This window comes from Gemmatimonadaceae bacterium, assembly GCA_036003045.1.
Classification (GTDB): Bacteria; Gemmatimonadota; Gemmatimonadetes; order Gemmatimonadales; family Gemmatimonadaceae; genus JAQBQB01.
The window spans coordinates 1-12,119 of sequence record DASYSS010000048.1; the positions used below are offsets into that span (position 1 = coordinate 1).

Sequence of the window (12,119 nt, forward strand, 5' to 3'; positions counted from 1 at the left end):
GTGGCCGACACCGGAACCGAAGGTGAAGACAGCATGTTGTCGGCGGCGATGTCCGCCTCGGACTGGCGCGCGCTGATCATTGCCGCGCCGGCGGCGAGGAGAAGAACCGCCGCAGCCGCGAGCGCGGGGCGGACCCACCGATCGAGCTCCGTCCACCAGCCGAGCTCCACGTCGGAGACCCGCGCCATGATGCGCGCCTCGAGCTCGTTCCAATACGCGTCGCCGCTCGGGGCCGCGTACAGCGAGCGGAGCCCGCGCACGACCTCGTCGTCATCGTCTGGAAAAAGTCGAATGTCGCTCATAAGTCACTCCGAACGTCCTTTAACATGCGGCGCAGTGCCGCACGCGCGTGATGCAGGTCCGAGCGGGCTGTACCCTCCGGAATGCCCAACATCGCGCCGATCTCTCCGTGCGTAAATCCCTCGACATCATGCAACACGATCACGGACCGCTGCCGCTCGGTGAGCTTGGTCAGCGCCTCGTTGAGACGCCGCCGCAACTCGTCCGATTCGCCCGGGTCCCGGAATGGCATGGGAACCGTTTCCGGCAGCTCGTCCGCGTCGCGAACTTTCCGCCGCCGCACCAGGTCCAGCGACGCGTTGGCCATGATGCGGTATAGCCAGGCGCCGAACGGTTGATCCGGAAGAAAACGATCCAGTGCCTTGAAGGCGTGGAGGAAACCCTCCTGAACCGCGTCCTCCGCGTCTTCGTGCGTCAACACGATGGCGCGACACACGGCGTACGCCCGACGCTGATGCAGGCGAACGAGCTGCGCGAACGCATCGTTCGACCCGCGTTGCGCCGCGACGACGAGGGCTCGCTCGTCCGGCTTGGCGTCAGCGCCTGGCGACATGCCGAACGGCAGCTCGATTGTGGTCGCAGCGGTCATCGAGACGTGGCCGGTGTCCACTCTCATTAACGGATCGCCGCGGGTGAACGTTGATCGCGCAATCGACGACTTCCCAAGGCTCAAAAGACGGGGTCAGCGTGGCCGCTCCTCGGCGGCTCACGCCGTAGGTGCGGAGGGATTCGCGGGCGCTCCAGCCAGGCCGAGCGTCGCTGCGACCCCACGCATCGCGCCGATCACGAATTGCGTGTGCTGCTCGAGGTCGACGCCCAGTTCTTGCGCGCCCAACGTCACGTCCTCGCGGCTGACGCCCTTGGCGAATGCTTTGTCCTTCATCTTTTTCAAAACCGATTTGGCCTCGACGTCGTGCACGCTCTTGGTCGGTTTGACGAGCGCGGTGGCCGTGATCAGTCCGGAGAGCTCGTCGACGGCGAACAATGTCCTCGCCATTCGCGTCTCGCGGGCTGTGCCTGTGTACGCCGCGTGTCCCATAATGGCGTCGAGGATGTCTTCGGGCCAGCCGCGTTCCCGCAGGATTCCCACCCCGGCCGACGGATGTTCGCTGTCCGGCGAGCGGGACGCATTAGGAAATCGCTCATAGTCGAAGTCGTGAATCAGACCAGCCAGTCCCCACCGTTCCGGGTCCTCGCCGTACTGGACGGCGTAGGCTCGCATGGCGGCCTCGACGGCGAGCATGTGTTTCCGCAGCGATTCGCTGGCGGTGTACTCGTGCATCAGCGCCAGCGCTTCGTCGCGCGAGGGGAGGGCGGGCATCCGTAAATATTACCACGCGGAGCGATGCTCGGCTGACGAAAAAGGCGCGGGAGCGGGCCGGCCGGTCTTGGGTCGAGGCGCCGGGCGGATGTTCGGCTGTGCACGAAGGCCGAGGAGCGCGTGGAGCCCGGGTTCGCTCCGCGATAGACTCCGGGGCATGCCCCACCACCTCCGCTCCGTCGAACTGCGTCGGATTCCCCCCGCCGCCACGGACCGTTTCCCATACACCGTCCCCGTCATTCGCACGCTGCCCGTTCTCCGTTTGGACCGGCCGGTGACCTTCCTCGTGGGCGAAAACGGATCGGGGAAGTCGACGCTGCTGGAAGGAATCGCCGTCGCCGCCAGTCTCCCGACCGTCGGGAGCATCGCCGCCAACAAGGACGAGACGCTCAAGTCCCAGTGGTTCCTCGGCAAGTCCCTCAAGCTGACGTGGGACCGACGCGCGTTTCGCGGCTTCTTCCTGCGCGCCGAGGACTTCTTCGGATTCACCAAGGCGCTGTCCCGAGAGCGCACGGAGTTGCTCGCCCGCCTCGACGAGATCGACGTCGAGTTCGCAGGACGGTCGGAGAAAGCCAAAGGGCTCGCCAAGGGTCCGATCACGGCGTCGCTCGCCGACATGGAGCGGCGCTACGGCGTCGACCTCGACGCCAACTCGCACGGCCAGAGCTTTCTCAAGCTCTTCCAGTCGCGGTTCGTGCCGGGCGGCCTCTACCTACTCGACGAGCCCGAAGCTCCTCTCTCGCCGCAAAGCCAGCTGGCGCTCATCGTGATGATCAGCGACATGGTCGCGCAAGACTCGCAGTTCATCATCGCGACGCACTCGCCGATCCTACTCGGCTTTCCCGGCGCCCTGATCTACTCGTTCGACCGCACGCCGGTGGAAGCCGTGCCGTTCGAAGAGCTGGACCACGTGGTGATTACGCGAGATTTTCTGAACGCGCCGGAGAGGTTTCTGCGGCATTTGTAGGCGGTGGACCGGTCGCCCGGTCCACCGGTCGCCCGCTTACTTCGTCGACTCCGCCGCCGGCGCTTCTCGCGCGTACTTCGCGTTCGTCAGCGCGATGATCGTGCGGACGATGCCGAACAGCACGATCGCGCCGATGATCAGGCCCAGGAAGGCGGCGCGGGTGTCGGCGCCGAAGGTGTGGGACTCGTGCGAGTGGTCGTTGTGGTCGTGTGCCATATCGATCGAGTAAGCGCGTTCGCGTCAGGCGACGCGCACGGAGTTCATGACGTCGTTCTGTTTGATCTGCTTCATCACGTCGAGACCGGTTTTTATCTGGCCGAAGACCGTGTGCACGCCGTTCAGGTGACGGGTGTTGTCTTCACTCAGCACCATGAAGAACTGGCTGCCGCCGGTGTCCTTGCCGGCGTGCGCCATCGACAGCGCGCCGACTGCGTGCTTGTGCGGATTGCCGGCCGTCTCGCACTTGATCTTGTAGCCGGGTCCACCCGTGCCGATGCGGCGATCGCCCGCCGGCAGGTCGCGCGACAGCGGGTCGCCGCCCTGGACCACGAAATCGGCGATCACGCGGTGGAACTTCACTCCATCATAGAAGCCGTCGTTGGCGAGCTTCTCGAAGTTGGCGACCGTGTTCGGGGCTTCCTTGTCGAACAGCTCGGCGACGATGGTGCCTTTGTTCGTTTCGAAAGTGGCGGTTTTCGACATGCGTAGAACCTAGTCAGTCGCCGGATTTCGTGCGTGGCGGCGCCGACGCATAGAAATGATAGATGCGCGGCACCTTGCATCCGGCGAGCTGCGCCGGCGCGAACGTCCATTTGCCGATGACGCTCTTCACGTTCGTAGCGAGCCACGGGCTCGACGCCGCCACCACCTTGAACGTCTTCAGATCCGCCCTGCCCAACGTGTCGATCAGGATGTCGATCTTTACCTCGGCGCTGCCATCCTTTCGCAGCGCGCTGCGTGGCGGATTCTGCAGCGGCTTTGGTTTCGCCGTGACAAGGACGGGAAGCTGATCGACGACGAGGTCCGGTTTCTCCGCGGCACGCCGGAGCGCCTCGGCGCAGTTTCCCGTGGCCACGGGCATGGACCCCGGCGGCTCCGCGAGGACTTGCGGTTTGATCTCGGCCTCCGGCGGCGGAGACGACGAGCACGCGGCAACCACGCCCACCGCGCTGAGAAGGAGCAAGGACCGAAAAGTCATGTGAGAGTTCGAATTTCTAGACGGTCGAGGAAGGACAGATGTCGGAGAGGAAGCAGGACTCGCACTTCGGTCGGCGCGCCTCGCAGATGCGGCGGCCATGCTCGATCAGCAGGTGGGAAAGCATCGTCCAACGGTCGTTCGGAAACAGCTTCATCAGGTCTTGCTCGATCTTCACCGGGTCGGTCTGTCGCGTGAGACCCAGTCGTTTGCTTACGCGCCCGACGTGCGTGTCGACGACCACGCCTTCGTTTTTATCGTACGCATTCCCCAGGACGACGTTCGCCGTTTTTCGTCCCACGCCGGGCAGCTTCACCAGATCTTCCATCGTGTCCGGGACTTTCCCGCCGTGTCGCTCGGCGACGGCGTCCGACATGCCGAGCAGGCTCTTGGTCTTGTTCCGAAAGAATCCGGTGGACTTGATTATCTCCTCGAGCTCTTCGGGCTTCGCGGCGGCGAGGGCGGCCGGCGTCTTGTAGCGCTTGAACAGCGCCGGCGTGACCATGTTCACCCGCTTGTCGGTGCACTGGGCGCTCAGGATCGTCGCGATGAGCAGCTGGAACGGCGACTTGAAGTCGAGGGCGCAGTGCGCGTCGGGATAGTGCGCGGTGAGACGGTCGTAGATCTCGCGCGCGCGTTCGGGTGTCGCACTCCGTGCGCGTCGGCGTTTGGCGGCGGCGGGCATTCGGATCAGCCTTCCAGACCGGCGTCGTCGCGCAGGCGCTGGATGCACTGGTGCAACTGATGCTCCGTGAGATCGATCTCCTGGTTGGCGCCTTCCTCGTCGAGCAAGCCGTTGCGCACCGAGGTCGCGATCTGGTTCAGATAGCGGATCTTCGTGAGGATCTCGTCGGTGTCGCGGCGGAGCTTGAGATAGCGGCGCTTGTCGGAGAGGGCGCGACGATACCGCAACAAGAGCTGTTCGTCAGAGAGCTCGCGCGCCTGCGACAACACGTCCTCGCGGCTCTTGCCGGGAATCGCGCCGCGATCGGGAAGCCCGGCGTCTTCCCACTCCTCTTCCGAAAACCAGAGGCGTCCCACGTACTCGACGCCGTCGAAGCCGACGCGACAGGTCACCTGATAGCGTCGTCCCGACGTCTCGATCGTTCCGATGAACGGCTGGTTGTTCGGATCGGCCGGCATGCAAACTGAGGGAGGGATGGCGCGCGGTGACGCTCGGGAAGACTTACCGCGAAGACAGGAAGGATCGAATCGCGGCGAACATTTCGGCGGGTCGTTCAACATATGGAACGTGTCCCGCGCCGTCGATGGTGACCAGGGGGGCATGGAGCGTTCGCGCGATCGTCTCGGACGATGCCAGCGGGATGGGGTCCTCGCGGCCGTGCACCACCAGCGTCGGTACCGTTACAGAATCCAACAACCCTGGGCGTGTCAGGTCGTAGTCGCCGAGGCTCTCCCAAACCGAATCCTGGATGCGAGCCATGACGCGGAAGGGCGTGAGGTCGTGCGCGGCCGACGGATCGGCGAAGTAGCCCGCGACGCTCAACTCGAACGATCGCTGTCGAAACGCTTCCGGATTCGATTCGCGCAGCCCGCTCGCCGACAGCTCGGCGCGCAGCTTGGCCACCGTCTCGCTGTTCTGCCGGCGCGCGAACTCGGCCTCGAATTGGCCGCGGTACCTTCGGTTGACGGGAGCCGGGTCGAGGAGCACGAGCCTCGCGAGATGGCTCGTCGTCCGCCCGGCCGCGGATTCGATGGCGAAGAGCATCGAGAGGAGCCCGCCCCACGAATAGCCGACGAGCGTCGCGGGATCGAGCGACATCTCTTGAATGAAGGCGTCGAGGTCGGCGACGTGCGTCCGCCACGTGATCGCGCTGCGGTCCGTCGTTTTCGAGCGACCGCCGCCCCGCTGGTCGTAAAAAATCAGGCGATAGTCCTCGGCGAGCGCGAGCAACTGCGGTAACAGATAATCGTGGTGCGCCCCGGGGCCCCCGTGCACGACGAGAAGCGGCGTCGCATCGGGCCGACCGTACTCGGCCCAGTAGAGCGGCACGGAAGTCCTCGTCGTGAATCCGGACGTTCGCGGCGGCGGAATCGGAGCCATGCGTCGACCAGCCGGGTTACGGTTGTCTTGCCGGCGATTGTGCAAACGACGCGGCGATGCGCGCCGTCGTCGCGTGAATTGCCACCGTGTCCGCGATCGGCTCGGCGTAGCCGCCCGCGATCGTGACGACGACCGGCAGTCCGACCTCGCGGCACTGGCCAAGCACGAACGCGTCGCGCCGAGCGAGTCCGTCGAACGAGAGCGCGAGCCGGCCGAGTCGATCGCCGACGTACGGATCGGCGCCCGCGAGGTACACGACCACGTCGGGTCTCGCCGCGTTCAGCACTCGCGGCAGCACGTTCGCCAGCGACTCGAGGTATTCGTCGTCGCCGATGCGGTCATCCAACTCGACGTCGAGCGAGCCGGGGACCTTGTGGAACGGATAGTTCTTGCGGCCGTGCATGCTGAAGGTGAAGACGCGGTCGTCGCCGGTGAACACGGCGTTCGTGCCGTTGCCTTGGTGCACGTCGAGGTCGACGATCGCGGCGCGGGCGATGCGACCGTCGCGTTGCAGCACGCGAACGGCGACCGCGACGTCGTTGAACACGCAGAAGCCTTCGCCGTGCGACGGAAACGCGTGGTGTGTGCCGCCCGCGAGATTCATGGCGATCCCGTCGTCGAGCGCGCGAACGGCCGCGTCGAGCGTGCCGCCGGCCGCGCGGTACGACCGCTCGACGAGCGCCTGTGACCACGGGAACCCGAGTCGGCGCTCCTCGTCACGGGTGAGCGCGCCGGACGTGAAGCGGTCCACATAGTCCGGCGTGTGCACGAGCAGCAGCTCGTCGCGCGTCGACGGAGTCGGATCGTGGACGTGCTCAGCGGAAACGATCTCCTCGTCGATCACGCGCTGGCGGAGCAGCGCGTACTTCGCGATGGGAAACCGATGCCCGCTCGGCAGCGGAAACGTGTACCTCGCGCTCGACCAGACGTGCACGCCGCCGCAGGTCCCGGTTTCGTCGCGTCAGCGCGCGGCGAAGTCCATCTTGGCGGACACTTCGCGGCACGTCTCGGCGAGGAGGCTCGCGGTCTTGTCGACGTCCTCGAGGCTCACGAGCTCGTTCGGCGAGTGCATGTACCGGTTCGGCACGGACACGAGCGCCGTCGCGACGCCTTCGCGCGCGATGTGGATCGCGTCGGCGTTGGTGGACGTTTCGCGTCCCGCCGCGTGGACGGTGTACTTGATCTGATTGCGCTCGGCGGTCGTGCGCAGCAGGTCGAAAACGACCGGGGAGATGATCGAGCCGCGGGAGATGACCGGGCCGCCGCCGATGCGGTGATCGCCGATCTCCTTCTTCTCCATACTCGGATGATCCGTGGCGAAGGTGACGTCGACGACGATGGCCAGCTGCGGATTGATGCAGTTGGTGCACACGAGAGCGCCGCCGCCGTGGTAGGCGATCTCCTCCTGCGTGGTCGCCGCCGCGACGACGCGCGCCGTGCCCGGCCGCTGTGCGTAGCGCCGGAGCGCCTCGAGGACGACGAACGCGCCGATGCGGTCGTCGATCGAGCGCGACACGATACGGTTGTTCGGGAAGTCGACGGCCTTCGAGTCGATGACGCCCGGGTCACCGACGCTCAAGCGTCCCTCGGCTTCGGCGCGGCTCGAGGCGCCGATGTCGATCCAGAGATCGCCCAGCTTCGCGGCGTGCTCGCGATCGGCCACTTTGATCAGGTGGATCGGCTTTCGGCCGACGACGCCGAGCACGTCACCGCCGCGACCGAGAAACCGGATGCGCTGTCCGACGAGCACCTGCGGATCCCACCCGCCGATCGGCGAGAAGTACACGTACCCGTCGTCGTCGATGTACTGCACGATGACGCCGATCTCGTCGATGTGCCCGTCGAGCAGGATCGTCGGCGAGCCGTCGGGATTCACCTCCGCCATGCTGTTGCCGCTGACGTCGCTCGTCACCTTGTCGGCGAACGAGCTCGCCTCCTCTCGCCAGACGCGGGCTGCCGGACCCTCGAACCCGGACGGAGCGGGCGTGTCGAGCAGCCGCTTGAGAAAGGCGAGCGAGGACGTGCTGAGCATGTCGGGTGGGGACGAGAGCGGCGAAGGGCTCGAGCGCCCCTACATCGAGCGCCGGCGAATCGGAAACGCGAAAAAGCTCAGGCCAAAGATGACCAGCCCCGCAACGTACCAGCGGACGTCTTCCGTCAGGCCGTAGTACAGAATGCCGAACCACGCCACCATCTGGCCGAGCAGCCAGCCGTGCAGGCTGTCCGGAATGCCCATCGTCGCGCGCCGGCGCTGCGCCCAGCGGCTGTTATAGAACCTTAAATCAACCATCTGAACGAGCGCGTACAGCCACGTCAGCACGCCGAGTCCGCGCAGCTTGCGGACCAGTGTGGGCTGCGCCAGGTGCGCGACGCCGATCGTGTGAAACACGTACACGGCGAGCCCGAAAAACAGCGTCAGTCCGAGCAGGACGGCGCGTACGCGCGTGAGCCTGTCCGGAGACAACCAAGCAAACCGTTCGCTGACCGCCTCGGCCGGAGGGCCAAGCTCGGCAATGGGTGGTACCATTTCTCGCACAGGCTGGGAAACCGCGGGCGGCACCCTACCGGCCGCGTTCGTACACCGCTCGTCCTCCAATATACGTCGCGAGCACTTGAGTTCCGAGTATTTCGGACGCCGGCACGACCATGATGTCCCGGTCCAGGACGTCGAAATCGGCCAGCTTGCCGGGCGCGAGCGACCCCATGAGCTGTTCTTGAAACGCGGCGTACGCCGGCCAGATCGTCATCGACTTGAGAGCTTCGTCGCGGGTCATCCGCTGCTCCGGATACCACCCGCCGGGCGGCCAGTCGTGCTCGTCCTGGCGAGACACGGCGGCGTGGAACGAATACAGCGGGTTCACCCGCTCGACCGGAAAGTCGCTTCCGTTCGGGATGATCACCCCCGTCTGAAGAAGCGATCGCCAGGCGTACGCCCCGAGCACGTGCGAAGGCCCGACACGGGTCGCGGCCCAGTACATGTCGCTCGTCTGATGGACCGCTTGCATCGAGGGAATGACCCCCAGCTGCGCAAAGCGGGGCACGTCGGCGTGGTCGAGGATCTGGACATGCTCGATCCGGAAACGGTGGTCCACGGTCGGCACTTTCTCGAGCGCCGCCTGATACGCGTCGAGCGCCACACGGTTCCCGCGGTCGCCGATCGCGTGAGTCGCCACCTGGAATCCGTGCTGAAGCGCGCGGATGGAGACGTCGCGCAGATGCTCGGGGGTCGACTTGAGCAGCCCGACGTTTTTCGGGTCGTCGGCGTAGGGGTCGAGCAGCGCGGCGCCGCGTGAGCCGAGCGCGCCGTCAGCGTAGAGCTTGATGGCGCGGATCCAAAGATGGTTGTCGTAGAGGCCGCTCTGCGGCCCCTTCTGGAAGTAGTGCTCGATCGCTGCACTGTCGTCGGAAATCATTCCATACACGCGGAGATTGAACTTGCCGTCTTTGGCGAGCTCTTCGAACACGTCGAGGACTTTTTCCGGCTCACCCGGATCGTGAAGGCCGACCAGCCCCCACCGGTTGGATTCGGCGATCGCGGCGAGCGTCGCCGATCGCATCTCGTCGTGCGACAGTGGCGGAACGACGCGTTCGACGAGCGACATGGCGTTGTCGACGAACACCCCGGTCGGTTCGCCCGAGGGCGTGCGCTCGATGCGGCCGCCGGCCGGCTCGCGTGTGGCGGCAGTCACGCCGGCGGCCTTCATGGCGGCCGCGTTGGCGAGAATCGCATGTCCGTCGATCCGTCCGAGAACGACCGGGTTGTTCGGGGTGACGCGTGAGAGCGCGTCGTGAGTGGGAAAGCGAGTGTCGCCCCACTTGTTCTGGTCCCACCCTCGCCCGATCACCCAGCGCCCCGCCGGGAGGTCCTTCACGCGGCCGGCGACCCTGGTCACTATCGCGTCGAACGATCGCGTGTCCGTGAGATCGATGTCGCGGAGGAAGGTCCCCAGCTCGAACAGGTGGGCGTGTGCGTCCACCATACCCGGGATCACCGTGCGCCCGGCGAGGTCCAACACCTGAGTGGACGGGCCGCGAAGAAGGAGCGCCTCTCGCGTCGAGCCGACGAACGCGACGCGTCCGCCGCGGACGGCCATCGCCTCAACGAATGGATGCGAGTCGTCGACGGTGTAGATCTTTGTATTGACGAGAATGAGATCGGCCGGCGCGGGTGCCTGGCGCTGGGCCGGCGCGCTCGCGGCACCGCACACGCTGGTGACCGCCAGCACAGTCGCAGCGAGACGTCGCACGACGATCATTTCCAATGATCCTGGGTCAAAAAGGTATGGGGACAATTTGTCGGGGAATGTATGTCAGCGCGGCGAAAGGTGCCCAACCCTATGTTGGGGGCGGGGGGAGTGTAGGGAGAGTGTATGAGTTCTCCCAAAGCGCGCCGCGGCCGTGACATGACGCCGCACATGGGCGAATTTTGGTGCGCTATGTGCCAAGCATCCACACGATGAAACTCTTCTGGCTCGCGCTGGTCCCCTCGGTTCTGACCGCGCAGGTCGTCGTTCCCCAATCTCGCAGCGACAGCGTGTCGGCGCCGATCCGCGACGTGCGGTACGACGTCACGTTCATGCGCGCCAACGCTCAGTACCGGGTGGTGGACGTCTCCATGACGTTCATGACGTCGGGAACGTCGAACGTGGTCTTGTCGCTCCCCTCGTGGACTCCCGGCGCGTACGAGATCAGCAACTACGCACGCTGGCTCGGGGCCTTCGAGGCGACCGGCGACGGCGCGCCGCTCTCATGGGACAAACTCGACTTCGAAAAGTGGCGCATCCGCCCGGCCGGCGCGAAATCGATCCGCGTGAGCTTTCGCTATCGGGCCGACTCCCTGGACAACGCGATGTCCTGGGCGAAGCCCGATTTTCTGCTCTTCAACGGCACCAATCTCTTCTTGTACCCCGAGGGACAACCGTCCGACTTCCCGGCGACGGTGGCGGTCCACACGGAGAGCGACTGGCGCTCGGTGAGCGCGATGACGCCGGGACCGACGCGCGGCATGTACACGGCGAGCAACTATCACGACCTCGTGGACATGCCGTTCTTCGTCGGCCGATTCGACTTGGACAGCACGCGCATCCTCGACCGGTGGGTGCGGTTCGCGAGCTATCCGGTGGGAGCCGTGACCGGCGCGCAGCGGATCGTCGTCTGGGACCAGCTCAAGCACGTGATTCCGCCGGAGGCCGCGGTGTTCGGCGAAGTTCCGTGGCAGAGCTACACCGTCATGGAAATCGCGGACTCGACGTACGGCGGCGCGAGCGGACTGGAACACCAGAATTCGCACGTCGACATCTTCGGACCCGCGTACCTCGGCGGAGAGTTTCAGCCGTCGCTCTACGCGCACGAGATCTTCCATTCGTGGAACGTGAAGCGGCTCCGTCCCGCCGAGATGTGGCCGTACGACTATTCGCGCCCGCAACCGACGCCCTGGCTCTGGGTCTCCGAGGGGATCACCGACTACTACGCCGATCTCGCCGAGCTGCGCGGCGGTCTCGTGGATGAGAAAGGGTTCTACTCGCTCACGGCCGGCAAACTGAACGAAGTCGCAGAGGTGGGGTGGGGGGCCGTGTCGCTCGAGGACGCGTCACTCAACGCGTGGATCCATCCGGTGGACGGCACCGAATTCATCTACTATCCGAAAGGCTCGCTCGCCGGACTTCTGCTCGACATCATGATCCGCGACGGGAGCGACAACGCGCACTCGCTCGACGACGTCATGCGCGGGTTGTACCAGTCCGATTACAAGCACAGCCGCGGTTTCACGGCGTCGGACTGGTGGTCGGCGGTCAGCGCAGCCGCCGGCGGCAAATCGTTCGCCGCGTTCAGCGCCAAGTACATCGATGGCCGCGCGCCGTTTCCGATCGACAGCATCTTCCCACTTGCCGGCCTGCGGGCAAAGGCGGCGATGGTGCCTCGCCTCGGGGTAATGACCTCGCTCGATTCGAATGGCGTCGTCGTGTCGCAGGTGCAGGAAGGGAGCGCGGCGGCGGCGGCCGGCGTGCGAGCCGGCGACTATCTCCTGACCGTGGGTGACGTCGCCGTACAGGACGCGCAGTTCGGCGCACGGCTGCGAGCCAAATTCGGGGCGTCGGTCGAAGGGTCGCCGCTTCCGATCAAAGTGCGGCGCGGATCGGAGACGATCACGCTCCCCGGGAAACTGCGCTTCGGCCCCGGGGATCTCATGGTGGAACGCGATCCGGGCGCGGGGCCAAAGGCGGTCAGAATCCGAAACGGGATTCTGAAAGGCACTACCGGCTAACGACAG

The 12,119-nt window shown here is 65.7% G+C and carries 15 protein-coding genes; 2 read left to right on the forward strand and 13 right to left on the reverse strand.

Annotated features, from left to right (window positions below; translation table 11 throughout):
* From VGQ44_12390 to VGQ44_12400, 3 genes are all read right to left on the reverse strand, one after another.
* A partial coding sequence (locus VGQ44_12390) for a hypothetical protein (protein HEV8447618.1) occupies positions 1-302 on the reverse strand: 302 nt, incomplete at its 3' end.
* Positions 299-889, reverse strand: coding sequence for a sigma-70 family RNA polymerase sigma factor (locus VGQ44_12395; GenBank protein ID HEV8447619.1), 591 nt, complete (start codon positions 887-889; stop codon positions 299-301). The genes VGQ44_12395 and VGQ44_12390, both read right to left, overlap by 4 nt.
* Positions 890-1,006: 117 nt before the next feature.
* Positions 1,007-1,621, reverse strand: coding sequence for an HD domain-containing protein (locus VGQ44_12400; protein HEV8447620.1), 615 nt, complete (start codon positions 1,619-1,621; stop codon positions 1,007-1,009).
* A 157-nt stretch (positions 1,622-1,778) separates the two neighbouring features.
* Here VGQ44_12400 and VGQ44_12405 point away from each other — a divergent pair, with 157 nt between their 5' ends.
* On the forward strand, positions 1,779-2,588 hold the full coding sequence (locus tag VGQ44_12405; GenBank protein HEV8447621.1) for an AAA family ATPase: 810 nt from the start codon (positions 1,779-1,781) through the stop codon (positions 2,586-2,588).
* A 36-nt stretch (positions 2,589-2,624) separates the two neighbouring features.
* Here the strand turns inward: VGQ44_12405 and VGQ44_12410 are convergent, their stop codons facing one another.
* The 10 genes from VGQ44_12410 to VGQ44_12455 all read right to left on the reverse strand — a co-directional run bounded on the left by VGQ44_12410 (position 2,625) and on the right by VGQ44_12455 (position 10,095).
* Positions 2,625-2,804, reverse strand: a complete 180-nt coding sequence (locus tag VGQ44_12410) for a hypothetical protein (protein ID HEV8447622.1) — start codon at positions 2,802-2,804, stop codon at positions 2,625-2,627.
* Between the two features lie 24 nt (positions 2,805-2,828).
* Positions 2,829-3,290 carry a peptidylprolyl isomerase gene (locus VGQ44_12415; protein ID HEV8447623.1) on the reverse strand — a complete coding sequence of 154 codons (462 nt, stop codon included), beginning with the start codon at positions 3,288-3,290 and terminating at the stop codon, positions 2,829-2,831.
* A 13-nt stretch (positions 3,291-3,303) separates the two neighbouring features.
* A complete protein-coding gene (locus VGQ44_12420) occupies positions 3,304-3,786 on the reverse strand; it encodes a hypothetical protein (protein ID HEV8447624.1) in 483 nt (160 codons plus the stop codon).
* Between the two features lie 16 nt (positions 3,787-3,802).
* Positions 3,803-4,468 carry an endonuclease III gene (gene nth / locus VGQ44_12425; GenBank protein HEV8447625.1) on the reverse strand — a complete coding sequence of 222 codons (666 nt, stop codon included), beginning with the start codon at positions 4,466-4,468 and terminating at the stop codon, positions 3,803-3,805.
* Positions 4,469-4,473: 5 nt separating this feature from the next.
* Positions 4,474-4,926 (reverse strand): hypothetical protein, encoded by a 453-nt coding sequence (locus VGQ44_12430; protein ID HEV8447626.1) that lies wholly within the window; start codon positions 4,924-4,926, stop codon positions 4,474-4,476.
* Positions 4,927-4,969: 43 nt separating this feature from the next.
* Positions 4,970-5,797 carry an alpha/beta hydrolase gene (locus VGQ44_12435; GenBank protein ID HEV8447627.1) on the reverse strand — a complete coding sequence of 276 codons (828 nt, stop codon included), beginning with the start codon at positions 5,795-5,797 and terminating at the stop codon, positions 4,970-4,972.
* 67 nt (positions 5,798-5,864) lie between these two features.
* Entirely contained in the window at positions 5,865-6,782 is a 918-nt protein-coding gene (locus VGQ44_12440) for a histone deacetylase (protein HEV8447628.1), read from the reverse strand.
* Positions 6,783-6,809: 27 nt separating this feature from the next.
* Positions 6,810-7,880, reverse strand: a complete 1,071-nt coding sequence (locus VGQ44_12445; protein ID HEV8447629.1) for a M42 family metallopeptidase — start codon at positions 7,878-7,880, stop codon at positions 6,810-6,812.
* 39 nt (positions 7,881-7,919) lie between these two features.
* A complete protein-coding gene (locus tag VGQ44_12450) occupies positions 7,920-8,375 on the reverse strand; it encodes a hypothetical protein (GenBank protein HEV8447630.1) in 456 nt (151 codons plus the stop codon).
* A 34-nt stretch (positions 8,376-8,409) separates the two neighbouring features.
* Positions 8,410-10,095 carry an amidohydrolase gene (locus tag VGQ44_12455; protein ID HEV8447631.1) on the reverse strand — a complete coding sequence of 562 codons (1,686 nt, stop codon included), beginning with the start codon at positions 10,093-10,095 and terminating at the stop codon, positions 8,410-8,412.
* A gap of 209 nt (positions 10,096-10,304) precedes the next feature.
* On the opposite strand from VGQ44_12455, the gene VGQ44_12460 reads away from it, so the two are divergent.
* Complete coding sequence (locus tag VGQ44_12460; protein HEV8447632.1) at positions 10,305-12,113, forward strand: PDZ domain-containing protein; 1,809 nt, start codon at positions 10,305-10,307, stop codon at positions 12,111-12,113.
* The last annotated feature ends 6 nt before the right edge of the window (positions 12,114-12,119 follow it).